Source organism: Candidatus Wallbacteria bacterium (assembly GCA_028687545.1).
Taxonomy (GTDB): Bacteria; Muiribacteriota; JAQTZZ01; order JAQTZZ01; family JAQTZZ01; genus JAQTZZ01.
On sequence record JAQTZZ010000037.1, the window covers coordinates 1 to 20,844 of the forward strand.

Consider the following 20,844-nt stretch of genomic DNA (forward strand, 5'->3'; position numbering starts at 1 on the left):
TGAACATCACATTCGGACTGAGCTTACTGCGTTAACCAGCACGCGAATATGAGGTTGAAAGTTCACGGAACTCATAAACAGGTTTTGAAAGTTGTTTCCTCTTGACAGGCAGGTCATCCATATGAGGAGGACAAAATCCTCACTTGACTCCTCTTTACTTTCCTATGCCTTACATTTCTGATAGAATCCATAAATCTATGTTTCCAATCATTTTGTGAGGTCGATAAAATGTCGAAGCAGAAAAGCATCTCAAACCACAAAAACCTGCTGGCCTACTGCGGATTATACTGCGGTGCCTGCAGCTTCAGGGTTGCTGTCCTGGAACAGGATAAGGAGCATCTCAGATTCATACCAGATCGTTACGACAAGTATAAAGACACTGATCTGTCCAAGACTGATCTCTGCCCCGGCTGCAGGACTGAGCAGAGCCAGTGTGGCGGCTGCGGGATCCGCGACTGCTGCAGGGGAAAAAACCTGGAACACTGTGGATGCTGCGAATCGTTTCCCTGCAAGCTGATAATGGAATTCAGCAGGGATGGAATGCCGCATCACCACGAAGTATTGGAAAATATCAAGCGTTTGAAACTTGGTTCCGACAAATGGCTGCAGGAAGAGCAGATGAAATGGACCTGCTCCTGCGGAGCCAGGCGTTCCTGGTACATTAAAAAATGCCCTAAATGCGGAGCTGACAGTTTGATCTGATCTGCTCCAGCAGTTAAAGCCACAGTCCGGCAATTCCGATAGATAGAGAATGAAGCAGCCGGATCAGCTGGAATTTTACGAGTATGAGAGTATTATCTTCGTGGGTCTGATTCTCTTAAGTTTGCTGACTTATCTGCTCGATTACCTCTGAAAATTATTTTTCCTCTTGTCTGGTAAAATATCCCATCACTTCCACATGAAAAGTATGCGGGAACATGTCAAAAGGATACAGATAAACAAATCTATATCCCATCTCCGCAAGCTTCTGCGCATCCCTGATAAAAGTCGGTAACTGGCAGGAGATGTAGATGATGGTTTCCGGCTGAATTCGAATCAGCTGATGGAGTGTTTCCGGGGCCATTCCTTTGCGGGGAGGGTCGGTCACCACGAGGCCCGGACGCCGGGCGAAGCTCAAGGCGGCAAGCCGCTTTCTCACTTTGCCTGTCAGAAATTTCACGTTCCTCGTCTGATTAAGTACGGCGTTCCGCTCAGCGAGCTGCACTGATTCAGGTTCTTGCTCGATCGCAGTAACCTGAGCGGAATTACGGGCCAGCAGAAAAGAAAAGGTGCCCAGCCCACAGTAAAGATCCAGTGACTGCTGATTTCTAGTGCTGTGAGTCAGCTCCATCCTTTCAAGCATCAGTTCCAGGATGAACGGATTGGTCTGGAAAAAACTGCCTGCTCCGATCAGGTACTCAAAATCCTGGATTTTTTCCCTGATGTATGGTTCGCCAACCAGGTTGTGCAGCCGCTCGTTTCTATCAATGAAATTGACGGACACCAGATTCAGTTTTTCAAAAGCCTGGGAATCAATCTCGATGATTTCATCGTTTTCCCCGAAATTACCGTGAAAAATGACCATGTTCTCATTATTCCCGCGTGAATTGCGGAGCGTGATCTCTCTTAGTTTTTCTCTCCCGTTTCTGTTAAGAAGCCGCAGGACCAGCCTGAGAATTTCTTCGTTGATTTTCGGCTGGATCAGGCAGAAGTCCTTACCTTCCGGCATAGGCACGATACTGTTGGAATGCCTGGAAAAGAAACCCACTTTCCCATCCTGAACTGAATATTTCAGATTTACCTTGTGCCTGAACTCCCGCTCTGGAGAAGGGGTTATCTCGAAAATCTTGGGTTTTTCCTTGAAACTGCGGCCGACCATGTCATTGAGCAGCGCATTTTTGAAAAAAAGCTGACGCGTATATTCAAGGCTCAGATAGTCGCAGCCTCCGCACATGGGAAAGGCCGGGCAGGGAGGTGCTTTACGGAACGGAGAAGGGCTGACTATTTTTCTGATTCTGGCAAATGCATAATTTTTTTTCAGCTCTGTGATTCCGGCTTCCAGGAGGTCCCCGGGGATACCTTCAGGAATGAAAATCGTGAATCCTTCCAGCTTTGCCAGCCCATAACCAAGATTGGCGAATTTCAGGACTTCCAGTTTCAGTCTGCTGCCGGTTGTGATTTCCATAAAACAATATTAATTTACCTAAAAGCCTTGGTCAAACGAATTATTTTTGAGAGTCAATTTGATTAGATTGTAATACTTTGATATTCTGTATCTGGAAATGAATCGAATTATGTTGTTACTCAGCGAAGGTTAACAGGTGACTGAATCTGAAAGCAGATCCCCAAATGCTGATCAACAATTGAAGTTGCTGCTGAATTCAGAAGACGAAGCTGAACGCAAGCAAGCTATAGTTCAGCTGTCCCGAAACCCAAGACGGGAAAATTTCCTGATTCTGCAAAAAATCTCAGATTTCGATGAATCAGTTGAAGTGCGTTTTTATGCTAAAAAAGCCCTGAATATTCTGAAAAGCAGAATCACGCCCAGATTGACCGAAAAAGAGACGAGTGCGATCGGAACTGCTGAAATCGGAAAATTCATAGCTGGAAACGTTGAAAACGAACAGGCTGTTCAGATCATTCAATATATTGTCAACAATGATTTAAAAGAAACACTGCCTGGCTTGATCACTGTTTTAAATCGGGAAAAAGACCCGAATATCATTTCCACCTTGTTGATTGCAATCGGCAAATTCGGAAGTGAGAAAGAGATTAAAATCATTAATCCGTTTCTTTCACATGAAATCCCTAGAATTAGAGCCAATGCAATAGACGCTCTGGAATTGATCGGCAGTGTACGGGCTTATCCTCTGGTGATTTCGAAGCTGGAGGATAATGACAACAGGGTAAGAGCAAATGCCGTACGATTCGTCAGGGAACTCGGCGGTGTGAACACTCAGAAAATATTACGTGCCATGGCGGGCTCTCCAGGGAGCGCGATGCGCGCTTCGGCAGCATATGCGTATCAGTTTTATCCGGCTGAGGAAAATGTTGATCCATTAGTTCTGCTCCTGGAAAGCAGTGAGGTCACAGTCCGCAACAATGCGCTCAAAACATTGTCGATTTTCAAAAGCAAAGGGATTAAAAAAGCGCAGAGAGTACTGAAAAAATTCGAACCTGTGGCTGAAATCAAAGCTGAAAGCATGGAAGGGGTTGAACCTGAAACAGAGAACAAAGCAGGAACATGGAGCAGCTTAAAAGAGGAATTAACTAATCCTGATCTGGGTAAAAGGTTGAAAGCGATCACAGAAGCCGTGGAAAAAGGCTCCTGTGGCGCGATATTGTCAGAGCATCTGGCAAAAGAAAAAGATGTGATGGTAATTGCCACAATTATCATCGGACTGGGGAAACTCCAGTACAAAAAAGCACTGCCAGTTCTGGTCGGTTATCTCAAGGCGGAAGACGGCCGCTGCCGCGCAAATGCAGTAGAGGCATTAAGACTGATCAATGATAAAGATAATTTAAAAGAAATAATCCCACTTCTGAAAGATGAAAACAACCGGGTCAGGGCGAACGCGATCTTTGCATTAAAAAGAGAGAAAATCCCTGAAACATTCACTACCCTGCTGGAGATGGTCAATTCTGAAGATATGCTGATGCAGCTGTCAGCGATTTATGTGATTATGAAACTTGAGGATCCCGATTATTATGAATTGTTAATTGATCTTGGAAAATCAAGATATCCTGAAGTCTCAAAAAAATCACGCGACAGCATTAAAGAACTTGAAATTCAGGGCATAAAAGTAGAAGATAATGCAGCAGCCGCACGCTCAAACCGTGTGTTTAAGATGTTTACCATTTCGACATTCGACCTCAGGGAAGAGCTCAATGCACTTCAGTCAGGAGTTTATCCGAAGTTAAAAGCGCTCTGCCAGGAACATGGCTATCGTTTTGAAGTGTGCGACCTCGACTTTGGAATCTCTGATGGAGCAATTGATCAACAGACAATGAAGAGCCGCCTTGAAGAAATCAAGCGCTGCCAGGAAATCTCGCCTCCTCCGTATTTCCTCATACTGCTTGGGGATCGTTACGGAATTCGGCAGCTGCCTGCTGAGATCCCGGAAAGCGAATTCACAAAAATTGTGGATAAGTTCCTCCTGAAAAGAAAAAGCGGTGATTGCACTGATGAAGGCCTTAATCTGCTTGGTTCGTGGTACAAGCGCGACCTGAATGCTCTGTATCAAAAAGACCAGGATGCAAAACCTGAGTTTTTATGGATCCTGCAGCCTAGAACTGGAGAGTATCTTGATCAGAAAGTCTGGGAGAAGGTGGTGCAAAAGCTTTGCGAGCTGTTCAAACTGTTGACAGATGATTTCAAAGAAGACCGCCGCCTGTCTTACAATGCTTCAGCCGCTTCCCGGGAAATTATCGACTGTGCCTTGAAAATCCGGGATAAACAGAAACATCTGTTTTGTTTCCTGAGAAAAATCACAAATCTGGAAGAATTGATTAAAGACCTGAATTCAGCAGACTCCAAAGCCAGGGATTTCATTGACACAAAAAACGATATCTTTGATCAGGACTCCCACGATTTATCTGTTGAGGTCCAGAACCAACTCTATAAAACTGTTCCTCAAAACATATTCGAATACGAGGAAAAATGGGAAAACGGCAGGCTGACTGACGGTCAGGTCAGCAAATTATGCGCTGACGCTTATCAGGCTCTGTCCTCTGCAATCTCTGCTAAAATTACACCAGACACTGAACCAGGGTCTTTGGCTTCAGAGATCCGGAACCATGAAAACTTCCGCATTGACAGTGAGATGGACTTTACAGGCCGCACAGAATACCTGAAGTTTATTGCAGATTATCTGAAGCTTAAAGTTCATCAAAAATCACCTTTAGCGATTTACGGAAAGCCAGGCAGCGGGAAATCGGCCCTGATGGCACATGCGATTAAAAATGAGCTCCTCAGAATCAGTCATGGCGTGACTGCCAGGCAATCGACAGTACACCCCCGCAATGCTATGAAAGGGGATAATCCGAATCCCCAGATAATTTACCGCTTCCTGGGTACAACTCCTGACTCTTCAAACATCCGATCCATGCTGGAAAGTATCTGCCGCCAGATTGCACAACTTTACACTCTTGACGAAAATACGATCCCCAGTGATTATGATGGCCTTGAGAAAGCATTTCCGGAATTGCTAAAATCCGCTGTACCTGCCAAACCGCTGATCATATTTTTAGACGCCCTGGATCAACTGTCAAACCAGGATGCATCTGAATTGAGGTGGCTGCCTGCTGAATTACCGGAAAATGTCAGGCTGGTAGTTACTACATTGGATCCAAGCGGATTCGAATCTGATGTCAAAGTTCAAGCTGCTGCAGATGCTGACCAATACTTAGAAAACCTGAAAAATAAAATCCCGGAAAGCAACATCAGGGAACTGGGTAAAATGTCCGGTTCTGACGGCAAAGCATTACTGGACTGCTGGCTGAATAAGGCAAACCGGCAATTGCTCGACTGGCAGGAAAAACTGATTCTGAAGAGATTCAAAAATAACGGCAACCTGTTTTACTTGAAAATTGCTTCTCTGGAAGCTGAACGCTGGAAATCGTATACCACAACTGAAGAGATAAAGTTAAGCTCTGATCTCACAGGCATTATCAGAGACATGTTCGAGCGTTTGTCATTGCCTTCGAATCATGGGAAAATGATCGTTTCCAGCGTACTTGGTTATCTTGCCGCCTGCCGCAACGGTTCCGCTGAAGATGAACTGCTGGAAATTCTGGCATCTGATGAGGAACTCCATCAATACATCTCTCAGGAAAACAGGTATCAGAAAATCCTGAAAATTCAAAGCTCAGATAGTAAAAAAGCCAGGAGCGAAATCTCTGCAGCGATCTGGAAACCGCTTTATTTCGATCTGGCTCCATATCTGACCGGGTGCATGGCCGAAGGAACATTTTTAATCAGATTTTCCAACAGGCAATTCAGCCAAGTGGCCAAAGAAATGTTTCTGACAGAATCCGTGAAAAAAAAACGGCATGCAGTGCTGGCCAAATATTTTTTGAGTCAACCTCACTACCTGGAAAAAGCTCTTGAATCTGAAAAACACAATTCAGTAAGAACAGTCAATTTCAGGAAATGTACCGAACTCCCCTATCAGCTGAGGAAAGCCCGAATGTTCGCTGAAAGTGAAAAAAACTTAACAGACCTTGATTTCATAGAAGCTAAAAACCGGGGAGGAATGACTCAGGATCTGATTCAGGATTATGATTTTCTGGGAGGGTGCAAAAGGCCTGATCCACCTGTCAGGACCGCCTGGCAGCATAACGGTATATTGGGTATCAATTGCGTGTTCTGCAATGCCTGGTTTGCAATTGGCGAACTGGAACTTGATACAGTGATCAGCTGCAGGCATTGCGGCTCCAAAATTAAACTCAATCTTTTCATCATCAATGCAAAGTGGGAACCTAAACCCCCGGATAATGACCGCATGATTAAATTAAAGGATTCCAACGGGGAAAATACAGAGTATGATTTTTCTTCAGCTTTCCATGAATTAGAGGACTTTGTACGATCCAGTGCACTGATCCTCTCCAAAAAGCCCGAATGCATCTATCAGGCCATCTGTAAACCGGGTAATAAGATGCTTTTAAAACCCGCCTGCAAACTCCCGAAATCATGTTTGATGACCTTTTTCGGGCATACTGACTGGGCTCAGGCTTGTGGTTTTTCTCCTGACGGGAAACTTGTGGTTTCAGGTTCCGCAGATCGCACTTTAAAAATCTGGGATGCAGGCTCTGGACAACTGCTGACCACACTTACCGGGCATACCGGCGGGGTCAATTCCTGCTGCTTCTCTCCTGACGGGAGGCGGGTGGTTTCATGCTCAGATGATAACACTCTGAAGATCTGGGACGTTTCCGGACAACCACTTTTCACACTTACCGGGCACACTCACTCAGTTACCTCCTGCTGCTTCTCTCCTGACGGAAAGCTGGTGGTTTCAAGTTCTTATGATCATACCCTGAAAATCTGGGATGCAGATTCAGGACAGCAGCTTTGCACTCTTTCCGGACATACCGGGGAGATTGATTCCTGCTGTTTCTCTCCTGATGGGAAGCGGGTAGTCTCAGGTTCCTGGGATCACACCTTGAAAATCTGGAATGCAGGCTCGAGCCAGGAACAGGCCGCACTTGCCGCTCACACCAATGTGGTAACTTCCTGCTGTTTCTCCCCTGACGGGAAGCGGGTGGTTTCAGGCTCTTATGATCAAACCCTGATGATCTGGGATGCGGACTCAGGACAGCAGCTGGCTACACTTACCGGACATACCAGCGGATGTAAGTCCTGCGAGTTCTCGCCTGACGGGAAGAGAGTGGTCTCAGGTTCTAATGATAACACTCTGAAGATCTGGGATGCGGCCACCTTTAAAGAACTGGCCACTCTTACGGGGCATGGAAGCCCGGTTAATTCCTGCAGGTTCTCGCCTGACGGGAATCGGGTGATATCAGGCTCCAGTGATAACACCCTGAAAATCTGGGGTGCAGGCTCAAGTTGAGAGTTAGCCACACTTACCGATTTTACATAGGAGGATGATTTTTGCCAGTTCTCCTTAAACTGAAAGCGGATTGGATTTTTTTCCAAATGCGCATAATGCTGCTCATTTTCATTTTACTACTGTTATCTAAGACCTTAGTGATTGCATCCACCCATTCTGCCCAGCTGGAACAGATGCTTTCAGAACGCACTGCACCGGGGACGGACTGGGACCGGAAAGTTCAGGTCATCAGCTGCTCACCCCAGTCTGAGAATGCAGTCGGGACTTTGAAAATCACTCTGAACGGTCTTCTGAAATGTGATAAAACTGATCCTCAGAAACTTCACAGACAGGGAATGCTGTCAGTTCAGTGCCTTGACCTCTGCTCAGTCGACAGCCTGGAACTTGAAACATCTGGAACCGTCAATTTCGACCTGGTTTCAATCTGCAGCAGGGACCTCTATGGAAACCGCTCCGAACTGCCTGTTCCAATAAAAAAAGAGAGCGGCAGTCTGGTGACCATCCTCAATCCATTGTTCAGCGAATATCTGCTCAACCAGGCCGGAAAATACATCAGATCAGGAGTCGATGCCGTCTGCCTGCTCAACACGGGTATCCTGGGATCGGCGGTTTCAACCCGACCTGGAAGCGCTGGTTTTTCGTCCTGCGAGATCAGCGCGTTTGAACAGCATCTTCTGGAGATCGGATTTAAAAATCTGCGCGATTACGTGACTTCGGTCTGCTTCCATGACAGGTGGCCTACGGCGGAAGTCCTTTTAGAGCACTGCAGTCCAGGTACTGATGATGACTTTGAAGTCACCGGGTTCCTGCGTTCCACAGGAGAGGTTTACGCTCCGGCACGAGAAATCGTTTTCAATGAATACAGGAAAAATCTGGAAAACCTGTACTTTCGGGAAACCTGCTCCCTGATCGCTGAGATCAGAAAAATAGCCATAAAATCAGGCGGAAACGTAAAAATCCTCGCATCCATCCCTGGTCTGGGCGGCCACACCGGAATTTCCCCGCTCCAGTCGCTGGTGTTTGCTCCGCTGCTGGACGGACTTATCTATGAACTGGATCTTCCGCTCCCTGCAGATCAGATGAAGTTTCATTTTCTCTCGCCCGGAAAATTCGCTGCTTCCTATAAACTGGGCCGGGCAGTAACAGATGGGATAAACGCAGCCCTGCCGGGTGAGATCTATCATCCGTATCTCTCAAGGCGGGGCAGTTACAGTAATTATCTGAAACTCATGTTTTGCGAGGCTGCTTCCTGTCAGAGCAGTCTGATCCTGCCTGATTTTCCCTCTCCTACTGCGGGATTTAACGGTCTGGAGCAATACACGGCTTTCGTGCGCGACAATCGCTGGATTTATGAAGGCAGCACCTGCCGGAATCGGCTGGCGGTTTTATACTCCAATCAATCAGTGCTGCAGGATCCTGACGCCCATTTTTCCTATCTGGGAATCAGCCAGGCCCTCACAGAGCTTAATCTCCAGTTCGATACCATCTATAGCACAGACGAGCGTTTCAGCCGGGATGAGCTTCTTTTCCTGGGGTCCTATGAATGCCTGATCGTTCCTTCCTCAGTCAGCCTCACTAAAAACCAGTATCAGGCTCTGCACGATTTCCTGCTCTCAGGAAAAAAAGTATTTTTTACCAATCTTAGAGAAGAGCGATTCAAGCATTTCAAGAATGCCTTGTCACTTCCTGATTTAGGTCTTTCCTATCTCGAGGGAGACAGAGCTGCAGCACTCCAGGAAATAAAGATGTCGCTCTGGGATGCTCCCAGGCCGTATCTGACGGTCTCAGCCCGGGATATCACCGTATTTCGTCATTTCAAGCCGGATCTGAACTCTCTTTGTGTGCATTTTTTGAATTATCAATACAACCCTGACTCCGACAGCTGTGCCTGCCGGAATTTTCTGCAGGCCGAGATCGAACTGCCGGATTACTTTTGTTCCTGCTGGAAAGTGGAATACTACAGGCCTGAAAGCCTGTTCCCTGAACCGCTTCCTTTCACCAGAGAGGGTAATCTCGTGAAATTCACACTTCCCTCGTTGAATCTTTATGGTGTGGCAGTGATCAGTCTGGTTCACTGTAAATGATATTCAATACATCACTTACTCACCGCATGAAGTTGGTAAGTTAGTATGTTGGTAGGTTTGTATGTAAGGAAACAATTCCGGGCATCTTTACAATTCAACAATCGTCTTCCCTTTTCCGCCTTCTCCAAGCGGTGCTTCGTAAAACCTCTTGACAGTTCTGTCTTCTCCGAGATAATCCCAGATAGCCCTCCGTAAAATCATTTCTCCCACTCCATGGATTATCTCTACTTTCCTGCCATCCACTGCCACGGCATCTGAAAGAAGGCTCCGGACCATTTCAATGGCTTCCTCGACCCTTTTCCCGCGTACATCCAGATTCCCCCGGAAAGACATTTTTTTCCGCAGCAATCCAGTGCCGTCGGAAAAACCCAAAGGCTTATCCTTTTTCCCCAGTATTTCCAGCACATCGTTCCTTGCGCACTGGAACTTGAGATTCTCCACCAGCACATCCAGCATTTCTCCGCTGATTCCCACTATCTCCCCGGGACTCGTTACATTCCTGATTTTTACCATCAGTCCTGTTTCCAGCTCCCGCGGGTGCGGGAGAACGTCGGCTTCCCTGCGCAACTGTTCCCTGGCCTGTTTGACTTTTCCACGAAGAATATGTTCACCTTTACCTTTGCTTTCAGCCACAATTTCAAGCTCCAGTCTCAATTCTTCCAGCACTCTGTCCAGTTCCACTTCCTTGCGGCTCATCAGATCTGCGATCCGTTTCTTCTCGGTTTTTTTAAGTTCCCCCAGTTCCTGCTCGAGTTTAAGTCTGAGTTCTTCCGCTTTTTTCAGCTCCAGGTCCTTTTCGCGCTCCATCTGTGCCAGATTGCTCAGTTTCTCCTTCAGTTCAGTGACTTTGGCCTGATAATCGATCAGATCCACTTCCAGGAGACTTTTGGCGCGGCTGACTATTTTAGCAGGCAGGCCGTATTTCTCGGCCATTACCAGTCCGAAAGAAAATCCGGGTTCTCCATAAATGATCCTGTATGTAGGTTCCAGGCTCAATATGTCAAAATGCAGCGAGGCATTGCAGATTTCAGCTCTCGTTTCCGCAAGCTCAATCACCTGCCTGTAATGCGTCGTCACGACTGCCAGGCAGCCCCTGTCAGCCAGTTCCTCAAGCAGAGCACAGGACAGGGCTTGAGATTCATCCGGTGAAGACCCGGCCCCGATTTCATCGATCAGGACAAGGCTGTCGGCTGTAACCTTTTCAAGGATCTGCCTGATCCGCACCAGATGCGCGCTGAAAGTGGACAGACTGTTTTCAATGCTCTGCCTGTCCCCGATATCAATCAGCACTTCATCAAAAAAACCGAGTTCCGCCTGTTTCGCATTGACCGGAATGCCTGAAAGCCCAAGATAGGATTGAAGCCCGAATGTCTTGAGGGCTACAGTTTTTCCCCCGGCATTGGGTCCGGACAGCACCAGTATCTTGTATTTTTCGCCCAGATAAAGATTCTGGGGTACCGGATTCCCCTTGATCAGAGGATGTACTGCTTCCAGAAGTGTCACTCCCTTGCGGTCGGTCATCTGTGGAATCACGGCCTTCACCGACCACAGATAGGAGGTCAGCCCCTGAAGCAGTTCCCAGTAGGCAAGCAGTTCCTGGTTTCTGGCCAGTTCAGCCTGGTGACTCCTGAGATAATCAGTGAATTCAAGCAGAATCCTCCTGATTTCCCGCTCCTCAGACAGCTCAAGTTCCCGCAGGTTGTTGTTCATCTGAAGGGCTTCCAGCGGCTCCATGAATACGCTCTCCCTGCTTGCGGACTCGTCATGGATCACACCCGGAAATTTATGCTTGAATTCTTTCTTCACCAGCACCACTTTACGGCCGTTGCGCACAGTGATGATCTTATCCTGGAACATGTCGGTAAAATCATGATTGCGAAAATAATGCTGATAAAACTTTTCCAGTTCAGAAGAAAGGCTCCTGATTTCATTCCTGACCTGGCGAAGCTCAGGAGTGGCATCATCCCTCAGCTCTCCGTATTGATTCAGTAATCTGGAAAGCCGCTTGCTGATCTCTTCACCGATAAACAGTTCCGTAAAGGTGCAACGCAGCGCAGGATACTGTTCATTTTCGCGAAAAAAGCCCATGATCTCGCCGACCAGCCTGAAATTATCTCTAAGCACGGATAGATCACTCACTTCCAGCACGAAATTTCCAATTTCCAGATTTTTCAACCCTTCGATCCGCCTGGCTGTGTTCTGCGTAACCCGCCCCTTTCCGGAAAACATGTCGCTCATTTCTGTCAGCCTGGAAAAGTGGGAGACCAGCTCAGCCCGCTCGAAAAATGGTTTGAGTTCGTCCAGATATGGATGAGTAATCTCGGCGCAATGCCGTTTGATCATCTCTATTACGCTGTCCACGCCAAGGTCGCGTTCCAGATCAGTGTGCACAATAACCTCGTCCTGCTTGTTCAATTTCAGGTAATTATAATCCAATCCTGCGTGTTTGTCAGGGTTTTTTGACCTTATTTTCGTATGTTTTGAAGCCGTGCCATTGCCCAGTCACAGGCATCCATCATGATTTCGCAATCCCGGTTATCGGCAAATCTGCTGATTATTTCAAAGGCAGCAGGGCATTGAGAATTTCCCAGAGCTAAAACTGCATTCCTCTGCAATGCCTCTTTCTTGCGCCTCTGCCCGATCTGATTGGCACCATATACTTTTTGGAATTCTTCGTCACTCATTAAAAGGACTGCTTTCAAATCAACCGGAACTTCGATCGCACCCGGCAGATTCTGATGAGAATTGATTACACCTTTGTTAAACGGGCAGACATAAAGGCAGATACTGCATCCGTAAAAGCGGTCACCCCAAATCGATTTAAGTTCGTCCGGAACTGATTTGAAATTCTCAGTCACTCCCTGCAGGCATTTGAATACATTGACCTGATAAGGGGCTTCGATTGCTCCGGTAGGGCAACTGTCGATGCATTTTCTGCAGCCTGATGCTTCGCAGGGGTTGGAAAGGGGCTCATCTCTTTCAATGAACAGATCTGTTACCAGAAGTCCCAGAACCACCCAGGCTCCAAATTCCCTGGTCATGATCACTCCGTTTCTTCCATACCATCCCAGGCCGGCGCGGGCTGCGAATTCCTTTTCCCTGAGTTCCCCATAACAGCTCTGGCAATAAAATCCATGGCTTCCTGTTTCTTTTCCGATGAATTCGGCTAAAGTCTTAAGCTTATCTTCCAGAGCCTGGTAATAATCAGCATGAGTATATGGTGAAACACGTCCCTTCAACGGGACTGAAGGAGCAAACACTTTTTCGGTAAAGTAATTCAAGGCACCGACAATCACAGTTTGTGCGCCTGGCAGCTTGCCTTCAGGCGTACACTTTTTCCAGATCTTTCCGGGCGCGATGGGGAAGTAGCTGATACCGGCTCTTTTCGAAAGTTCAAGCTGAGTCCGTTCCAATACAGAGGCATCGGTAAAACCGATCTTGTCGATCTTGAGTTCTCCGGCTTTTTCGATGATCAGTTTTTTCAGATTCATTTCTTCTAATCTTACTCAAGTTTGGCTGATTTTCAAATCAATCACCTGTTAACTTAGCGGTGTGCCTGTATCTGAAGCTGTAGCTGTTTGATTTGACATTCCTCAGTTAATTAATTAGCCTTTCAACATCCAATTTCAGGGGGAATCATGGTAAAGGTATATTCCAAATTCCTGCTGCTTGCTAAAAAGCTGGGCGCGCAGAACGCCAAAATAATCAGGCCCGGCACTGTCAAAACCGCGGCCTGGGTCGGATTCAAGTGCAGATTCGGCTGCGGCGGGTATAATTCAAACCTCTGCTGCCCCCCGCATACACCTACTTATGATGAAACCCAGGCAGTCCTCTCATCTTACAAGACAGCCATGCTGATCCATTGCGGACCGGATTCACATCCCACCGAAATCGTGGTCAAGCTGGAACGGGAGATGTTCCTGGCCGGTTATTACAAAGCATTCGGGCTGGGAGCAGGTCCCTGCTTTGCCTGCCGTCCCTGCAATCTCAAAAAATGCATAAATCCGGAAACTTCCAGGCCTTCCCTGGAATCCTGCGGCATCGATGTGTACGAAACCGTCAGAACCAACGGTTTTCCAATCAAAGTAGCGGAGCAGGAAAATTCAGAAGTCAACTACTATGGCCTGCTGCTGATCGAATGAGCCATCCATCCGGAACCGTCATTATCAGCGGAGGCGGCACTGGCGGGCACTTCTACCCTGCGCTTGCCATCGCAGGTTTTCTGCGTGACTCAGGATATGATGTCAGATACATCGGCGCAAAACGCGGGATTGAAGCTGAAAAATTAGCCAAAGCCCCTTTTCCCTGTTACTTTCTTAACGCCTTCGGCTGGAACAGAAAATTTCTGACCATTTTCAAGTCCATCTTTTTCCTGGTCTACAACATCTTTCTGTCTGCCATGATCATCCGGAAGGCTGATCCGGAGTTTGTGATCATCACAGGCGGCTATGCCTCGCTCTCCTCAGGGTTAGCTGCTGCGATCCTAGGCAGAAAACTCTATATCCAGGAACAGAATGCCTTTCCAGGACTCACCAACAGGATCCTCTATTTTGCGGCTGCAAAAATTTTCCTCGGATTCCCCCTCTCCGCCTTCCCTTTTCCATTCAATCTGCATTCGGCAGCAAGCAAACTGATCCTGTCCTTCAATCCTGTCCGTCCTGAATTTCAGGAGGGTCCTTTCGAAAGACCGAAGCATGTTTTTTTTGTGGGCGGTTCTCAAGGCTCACAGGCTATCAACGATATTTTTCTCAGATCCAAAGAAATTCTTCTTTCCAGAGGCTATTCCATCACCCTGGCCTGCGGGATACGATACTACGATGCTTTCAAATCTCAGGCCTGCGACAAGATCACAGTCAAACCATATTCCGAGAAAATCTGGGAAGATCTCAGATCCTGCAGATTCGTGGTCAGCCGCTGCGGAGCGAGTTCACTGGCAGAGCTGATCCGCACTTCCACGGTTTCGGTACTTGTCCCATACAGGATTTCCGCAAATAATCATCAGTGGCACAACGCCCAGGTTCTGGAGCGCCGGATGGCTGCCATCAGCGTGGACGAGTCAGAGCTCGATAAAATTGACTGGATCTCTCTTTTCAACGGACTTGAGAGCAGGTATAATGAATACGCGAAAAACATCGCCGCTCTCCGGATGAAATCACTGGATCGGGATTTTTTCCAAGTTTTTGTGGAAATTCTGGGCCTGAAGCCTTAAATTTTAGATGCAATCAACTAAATTCGATTGGTGGTTAAAATGCTGCAAGGAGTGAAACACATCCATTTTATCGGTGTCGGTGGCTATGGCATGAGTGCTCTGGCTTTTCAGGCGTTGAGCAAAGGTCTCACAGTCACTGGTTCTGATCTCAAGCGAAACAACCTTGTTCAGAAGCTCGAACCGCTGGGACTGAAATTTTTTCTCGGCCACAACGAAGGCAATCTTGTAGACCTGCAGATTGACATGGTGATCTTCTCCACTGCCATCAAAATGGACAATCCGGAACTGCATTACCTGAGAACCAAGGGAGTTCCGAGCCTTAGCCGCGGCGAAGCTCTAGGCCTGTTCTGCGCCGGAAAAAAAACCATCGCCATCGCAGGAACCCACGGTAAAACCACCACTACTTCCATGATTTCTCACATCCTGACTCATGCCAGATTTTCACCTACAGTGCTTGTGGGCGGGGAAATGCTTCTGGAAGATTCCAACGCCATAGCCGGCGACAGCGAATGGCTGGTGACGGAAGCGGACGAATCTGACGCCTCCTTTCTTTTCCTGAAACCATACATCTCGATTGTCACCAACATCGAAGAAGACCATATGGACTTCTATAAAAACAAAGCTGAGATCATCCGCAATTTCGAGAAATACATTTTCAGTACTTCAGATCTTTCAGTGCTGAATTTTGACGATCCGGCAATTTTCGAAAAATTCAGCAGCCTTGGAAAAAGAGTCAGTTTTTTTTCAGTCAAATCTGAAGATGCAGACTGGTTCGCTGGTGAGATCGAATTCCATGAATTTTCCTCATCATTCAGGCTTTTCTACCAGCACGCTCCAGTCGGACAGGTAAACCTGATCATCCCTGGCCAGCACAATATTCAAAACGCACTGGCTGCAATTTCCGCAACCTCCAAAGCCGGTGTCTCTCTTCCGGTAATCATTGAGGCCCTGAGTACCTTCAAGGGTGTAGCGCGCAGAATTCAACTGCTGGCAGACAGGAACGGTATCAGAGTCTTTGACGACTATGCCCACCATCCCACGGAAATCAAAACAGTGCTTACAACTCTCCGGAAGAGCTATCCAGCTGAAAATCTGATCGCCGTTTTTCAACCACACCGCTTTTCGCGCTTCACCTATTTCCAGAAGCAGTTTCCTGATGCACTGCTCCCTGCAGATCAAATCGTGGTCACCGGTATATACGGAGCAGGCGAAAAAAACACTGAAAACATTTCTTCAGAGATACTGATTCCGATTCTTGTGGAACATGGAAAGACCGCCATCTATTCTCAGAATGTTGAACAGCAGATTTTCGATTTTCATCACCGCCTGAAACGTGGAGATGTCATCGTAGCGCTGGGAGCCGGCAGCATCACTTATTTTGCGACAAAACTCGCAGAACTGGTGAACGGAAGCAACTGAAACATGGAACACTTTCAAAACCTCTCAATTTTCAGAATTGACTTGTTCAACAGCTTTGCTGCCGGAGTTTTGCCAGTGTTCCATGAGCCTCTAACAAAATGTCATCCTGAACAGAGCCACTCTGCATTTTGTAAGAGGCTCAATGGATAAAATCCTGTTTTTCAGCCAGCATCTTAAAAAAAAAAATCAGAAAAAATGGCAGCGTTTCTTCACTAATCTTGTCCGCATTTCATTCCTGGTTATCCTGATCGGGGTGATTTTCTTCGAACTTTATTACCTGGTTACCAGCACCAGCTACCTTGAAATCAAGCAAATCAAAGTTACAGGCAACAAGAAAATCGACAGCCGCATCCTTTTGCGCACTGCGAACGTTTACCCAGGCATGAAATTCTATCGTCTGGATAAGAAAGCCACTATGACCCGTATCAAAAGCCTCGTCTGGGTCAAAAACGTCGGACTGGACTTTTCCAGCATGCGGGAACTGGATATCAGAATTGAGGAACGTAACCCTGAAGCCGTGGTCTTTTCCAACGATTATTTTTACGAAGTGGACGCTGAAGGCGTGGTACTGGTAAAAGGCATCAAAAATATCGACGAATCCCTCGCCATCATCACCGGATTGAAACTGAACCACGAGTTTTTCGAAGGGGAAAGGATCGAAGACCGGAAATTCCTGCTGGCCATACAATGGATCGACAATCTGAAAAATTTCCTGCTGGAAGACATTTCAGAGATCAATGTTGAGAATGAAATCAAAGTCTATTTTTTCACCATCAACGGTGTTAAAATATTTCCTGGAGAGTTTGTACGATTCAAGGAAAATTATCCCGTAGTGAAGAAAGAGCTGGAGCTGGCCAGTAAAATTAAAGCGAACATAGATTATATTGACATGAGATATGATAACGAAATAATCTATAAGTCATCCGAGAAGTAAAAAGGAGGCTTGCTTGCCCCACGAAAATTTCATCGTCGCCCTGGATATCGGCGCTACCAAAGTCTGCCTCCTGATCGGAGAATGCAGCGAAGACAAGATCAAGATCATTGGTAAGGCTAATTATCAGTCTCTTGGCATAAAAAAAGGGATTGTTGTTGATCTGGAAAAAACTATTTATTCCATAGAAGCCTGTATAGAAAAAGCCGAGAAAATGGCAGATGTAGCCATTGACAGCGCTTTCATTTCAATCGGAGGGCCTCATATCCAGTCTCTCAACAATAAAGGGCTGGTAGCTGTATCGGGTGCCATCCGCGAAATCAGCCAGGATGACATGGACCGCGTGATCGAGACAGCCAAGACTTCATTCCCCATGCCACCCAATCGAAAATGTCTGCATGTGCTGCCACGGGAATATACAATCGACGAGCAGGGTGGCATCCGGGACCCTCTGGGAATGGCCGGCACCAGGCTGGGAGTGGAACTTCATATCATCACCGGACTTTCCACTTCCATTCAGAATCTTTTGAAATGCGTGCATAGTGCAGGGGTTTCTGAGGAGGAACTGGTTTTTTCCGCCTATGCTTCTTCATTTGCGGTTTTGAATGAAGATGAGAAGGAACTAGGTGTAGTCCTGATCGACATCGGAGGTGGAACAACCGGAGTCTCGATTTTCACCGGTGGCAGCATTATCTTCTCCACTGTATTACCGCTTGGAGGCGAGCACGTTTCGAACGACATTGCCATCGGAATGCGGACACCTCTGGAAGAAGCTGAAAAGCTCAAAGTCAACAGGGGATTCGCCATCGCAGAAGAAGTCGATCCGAACGAACAAATAGAAATATCCACGCCAGGTGGAGACGATGTCAACCTGGTGCACCGCAAAAAACTCTGCCAGATCATTCAATGCAGGATGGAAGAGATTTTCAGCATGGCCAAGACCGTGATCCAGGAATCCGGATGCATCAGGAATCTCTCGAGCGGGGCAGTCCTTACCGGCGGTGGATCTCTGCTCGCCGGCAACCAGCTGCTTGCCGAGAAAATTCTCGGGTTACCGGTCAGGCTTGGAAAACCAGGCAAGGACATCACCGGTATGAGCAGCGACATAAACTCACCGATTTATTCGACCGCGATCGGACTGCTGAAATATGGTATGATCAGGCGCCAGGAATCCACCAAACAGCACTTGACATCTGGTTGGTTAGAATTTATGATGAGTAAACTTAAAAAAATCTTATCTCCGTAAAATAAAGGAGGCTGAATGTCGATGTTTGAGTTTGATGTATTGGAACACGCTCCAGATATTAAAGTAATTGGTGTAGGCGGCGGAGGATGCAATGCCGTCAACCGGATGATTCATGCCGACATTCAGGGCGTGGATTTCATCGCCATCAATACCGACTCCCAGGCTTTGACTCTTTCAAATGCCAAATATAAAGTCCACATCGGCGACAAGGTCACTAAAGGCCTTGGTGCAGGTGCCAACCCGGATATCGGCAGGAAAGCTGCCGAAGAAGATATCGATGAAATGAGAAAAAACATCGAAGGGGCAGACATGGTGTTCATCACCGCAGGAATGGGTGGCGGCACAGGCACAGGAGCTTCCCCGGTAATCGCACGTATCGCCAAGGAGTGTCAGGCACTGACTGTGGGAGTAGTTACCAAACCGTTCCTGTTCGAAGGAAAGAAGCGTATGGAACAGGCAGACATCGGCATCAAGCAGCTCAAAGAGCAGGTCGATACAATCATCGTGATCCCCAATGAAAAACTTCTGCATGTCTGTGCTGCTGAAACCACGATGCTGGAAGCTTTCAAACTGGCTGATGACGTACTTCGCCAGGGAGTGCAGGGCATCACGGACCTGGTCACCAACCCGGGCGAGATCAATCTGGACTTCGCAGATGTGCGCACAATCATGACCAACGGCGGCGCAGCCCTGATGGGTATCGGCTCAGGCACCGGTGAAAACAGAGCCCAGATCGCCGCAGAAAATGCCATCAACAGCCCGCTGCTCGAAAACACAATTGAAGGCGCGAAGAGCATCCTGCTCAACATTACCGGCGGAATGGACCTCAAGATCCACGAAGTCAACAAGGCCTGCGAGATCATCAAAGCCAACGCAGACCCCAACGTAAACCTGATCTTCGGATATACGGTCAACTCAGAGATGACCGACCAGGTGAAAGTGACAGTGGTTGCCACAGGTTTCTCCACGCAGGACATGCTGGAGCAGGCCAAGGACAGTGTCGTGAAAGAGCTGAAAGTCAAGGAAGGCTCCTCAAACGATTACGACATCCCGGCCTTCATCAGGAAAAACAAACAGGCGTAAGCGGAAACGTTAATTCTAAGCATAAAAAAGGGCGCGACATGCGCCCTTTTTCATTACAGCTGAACTCGAAAATTCTGAAATGAAGTCACTTGCTGCCGAAGAAGACCCGCTCAAACTGGCCGCACCAGGCTGAGAAATGATCAGGCGCAGCCCAGAATCTAAGCCTGCCGTCCTCAAGCACCAGCGAGCCGCCGTATGGGTATGACTGGTTACCCACAGCCATGGCAATGTCATTATGATGTTTGTGAACGTATTCCATATAACCAGAAGTGTTGTGAATAAAGCAGAACCTTACCTGCTTGAAGCGCTTTATGGCGCTGATATAGCCCTGTTTCATGGAATCGATCCCGTAGCAGAGCGAATCGCCGTCATTGATGCTTTTGAGGTGATTGTCCACGAACTCGCGCACCACTTCGTCCGTGTCATAGCGCTCGGCAAGCACGTTGAGCAGAGCATGATTCAGCCTGCCTCCTCCTGAAAGTGCAAACTGCTCGTACCTGAGATCATTCTTTCCAGTGGCTTTCTCGATCTGATTGAAAATCGAGATCAGCAGCATGCCGTTCTCGCCGCCCTGGAAAGCGGGCCAATACTTTTCCGGGCTCACAGGGTAAGCCACTATCGCGCCTTCACCTGACTTGAGCTTCTTTTCCATCCTGTTGCGGTCTTCTTCGGTTTTGACTGAATAGTCTGACTGATGGTCTCCATGGAGGCAGATATAGACAGTCTTTATATTCTTGGCGTTTCCAAGCAGCCAGAGCCTGGTGTAATCTATGGCTGATTCAGTGCCGTCAAAGATCACCTTCTGGCCGTCCACATATTTGAATGTGGTCTCAGGGTCCTGTACGTCCAGATCGATATGAGGGAAATAGATCGGTTCAGAGCTCGATTCCTGCCCGTATGAGGCAAGCTCGTCGTTTAAAATATCAGGTACACCTTCTTCAACCGCGCACCAGGCTGAAAATGCAATCGACAAAATGAATATAACTGCATGGATTTTTCTCATTACTCCCCCAAAACTCTGAATATTATCGTACTGCTTTCCATTCTAATGAAAATAATGGCCTGAAGCCAGTTACAATTTGTTACAAGTTGTTACTAAAGTCAGAGCAGCCATTGAAATTCCATAATTGCTTGTTTCAGGTTATCTGTTTCTGCCTGAAAAAACGTCTGACTTTCTGCCTGGATCCGGTTGGTGATTAAGCTGGTGGAGTCCTGACCGACAAATTGTAACCAATTGTAACAATTTGTAACTGGATTCATCCTGTATCTGTGTTAAAATGAATCTAAGCATGAAGTATAAGTATTAAAGTACGAAGTATTGT

General features: G+C 47.3%; 13 protein-coding genes. 9 read left to right on the forward strand and 4 right to left on the reverse strand.

The genetic code is table 11. The annotated features are described in order from the left end of the window. The first annotated feature begins 228 nt into the window (after window positions 1-228). A complete protein-coding gene (locus PHW04_13540; protein MDD2716911.1) occupies window positions 229-702 on the forward strand; it encodes a DUF3795 domain-containing protein in 474 nt (157 codons plus the stop codon). 154 nt (window positions 703-856) lie between these two features. Here PHW04_13540 and rlmD read toward each other — a convergent pair whose 3' ends face one another. Then, a complete protein-coding gene (gene rlmD / locus PHW04_13545) occupies window positions 857-2,164 on the reverse strand; it encodes a 23S rRNA (uracil(1939)-C(5))-methyltransferase RlmD (protein MDD2716912.1) in 1,308 nt (435 codons plus the stop codon). 136 nt (window positions 2,165-2,300) lie between these two features. Here rlmD and PHW04_13550 point away from each other — a divergent pair, with 136 nt between their 5' ends. Continuing rightward, the gene (locus PHW04_13550; protein MDD2716913.1) at window positions 2,301-7,550 is read left to right on the forward strand and encodes a HEAT repeat domain-containing protein; all 5,250 of its coding nucleotides are present in this window, start codon (window positions 2,301-2,303) and stop codon (window positions 7,548-7,550) included. Window positions 7,551-7,723: 173 nt separating this feature from the next. Next, window positions 7,724-9,634: a hypothetical protein gene (locus PHW04_13555; GenBank protein ID MDD2716914.1), complete on the forward strand. Its 1,911-nt coding sequence runs from the start codon at window positions 7,724-7,726 to the stop codon at window positions 9,632-9,634. A gap of 87 nt (window positions 9,635-9,721) precedes the next feature. Here the strand turns inward: PHW04_13555 and PHW04_13560 are convergent, their stop codons facing one another. Beyond that, entirely contained in the window at window positions 9,722-12,049 is a 2,328-nt protein-coding gene (locus tag PHW04_13560) for a Smr/MutS family protein (GenBank protein MDD2716915.1), read from the reverse strand. A gap of 50 nt (window positions 12,050-12,099) precedes the next feature. Continuing rightward, the gene (gene queG / locus PHW04_13565; protein ID MDD2716916.1) at window positions 12,100-13,125 is read right to left on the reverse strand and encodes a tRNA epoxyqueuosine(34) reductase QueG; all 1,026 of its coding nucleotides are present in this window, start codon (window positions 13,123-13,125) and stop codon (window positions 12,100-12,102) included. Window positions 13,126-13,272: 147 nt separating this feature from the next. On the opposite strand from queG, the gene PHW04_13570 reads away from it, so the two are divergent. The 6 genes from PHW04_13570 to ftsZ all read left to right on the forward strand — a co-directional run bounded on the left by PHW04_13570 (window position 13,273) and on the right by ftsZ (window position 19,522). Continuing rightward, complete coding sequence (locus tag PHW04_13570) at window positions 13,273-13,776, forward strand: DUF2284 domain-containing protein (protein ID MDD2716917.1); 504 nt, start codon at window positions 13,273-13,275, stop codon at window positions 13,774-13,776. Further along, window positions 13,773-14,843 (forward strand): UDP-N-acetylglucosamine--N-acetylmuramyl-(pentapeptide) pyrophosphoryl-undecaprenol N-acetylglucosamine transferase, encoded by a 1,071-nt coding sequence (locus PHW04_13575; protein ID MDD2716918.1) that lies wholly within the window; start codon window positions 13,773-13,775, stop codon window positions 14,841-14,843. The genes PHW04_13570 and PHW04_13575 overlap by 4 nt, the downstream gene beginning before the upstream one ends. Window positions 14,844-14,882: 39 nt before the next feature. Beyond that, window positions 14,883-16,262 carry a UDP-N-acetylmuramate--L-alanine ligase gene (gene murC / locus PHW04_13580; protein ID MDD2716919.1) on the forward strand — a complete coding sequence of 460 codons (1,380 nt, stop codon included), beginning with the start codon at window positions 14,883-14,885 and terminating at the stop codon, window positions 16,260-16,262. Window positions 16,263-16,404: 142 nt separating this feature from the next. Beyond that, window positions 16,405-17,196, forward strand: coding sequence for an FtsQ-type POTRA domain-containing protein (locus tag PHW04_13585; GenBank protein MDD2716920.1), 792 nt, complete (start codon window positions 16,405-16,407; stop codon window positions 17,194-17,196). Between the two features lie 13 nt (window positions 17,197-17,209). Continuing rightward, window positions 17,210-18,439 carry a cell division protein FtsA gene (gene ftsA, locus PHW04_13590; GenBank protein ID MDD2716921.1) on the forward strand — a complete coding sequence of 410 codons (1,230 nt, stop codon included), beginning with the start codon at window positions 17,210-17,212 and terminating at the stop codon, window positions 18,437-18,439. 21 nt (window positions 18,440-18,460) lie between these two features. Then, window positions 18,461-19,522: a cell division protein FtsZ gene (ftsZ, locus tag PHW04_13595; GenBank protein ID MDD2716922.1), complete on the forward strand. Its 1,062-nt coding sequence runs from the start codon at window positions 18,461-18,463 to the stop codon at window positions 19,520-19,522. An 85-nt stretch (window positions 19,523-19,607) separates the two neighbouring features. On the opposite strand, the gene PHW04_13600 is transcribed toward ftsZ, so the two are convergent. Continuing rightward, on the reverse strand, window positions 19,608-20,525 hold the full coding sequence (locus PHW04_13600) for a hypothetical protein (protein ID MDD2716923.1): 918 nt from the start codon (window positions 20,523-20,525) through the stop codon (window positions 19,608-19,610). Window positions 20,526-20,844: the final 319 nt, after the last annotated feature.

Coding starts and splice junctions, on each gene's coding strand:
- PHW04_13540 (MDD2716911.1), top strand. CDS start 229: ATGTCGAAGCAGAAAAGCATCTCAAACCACAAAAACCTGCTGGCCTAC.
- rlmD (MDD2716912.1), bottom strand. CDS start 2,164: ATGGAAATCACAACCGGCAGCAGACTGAAACTGGAAGTCCTGAAATTC.
- PHW04_13555 (MDD2716914.1), top strand. CDS start 7,724: ATGCTTTCAGAACGCACTGCACCGGGGACGGACTGGGACCGGAAAGTT.
- queG (MDD2716916.1), bottom strand. CDS start 13,125: ATGAATCTGAAAAAACTGATCATCGAAAAAGCCGGAGAACTCAAGATC.
- PHW04_13570 (MDD2716917.1), top strand. CDS start 13,273: ATGGTAAAGGTATATTCCAAATTCCTGCTGCTTGCTAAAAAGCTGGGC.
- PHW04_13575 (MDD2716918.1), top strand. CDS start 13,773: ATGAGCCATCCATCCGGAACCGTCATTATCAGCGGAGGCGGCACTGGC.
- murC (MDD2716919.1), top strand. CDS start 14,883: ATGCTGCAAGGAGTGAAACACATCCATTTTATCGGTGTCGGTGGCTAT.
- PHW04_13585 (MDD2716920.1), top strand. CDS start 16,405: ATGGATAAAATCCTGTTTTTCAGCCAGCATCTTAAAAAAAAAAATCAG.
- ftsZ (MDD2716922.1), top strand. CDS start 18,461: ATGTTTGAGTTTGATGTATTGGAACACGCTCCAGATATTAAAGTAATT.
- PHW04_13600 (MDD2716923.1), bottom strand. CDS start 20,525: ATGAGAAAAATCCATGCAGTTATATTCATTTTGTCGATTGCATTTTCA.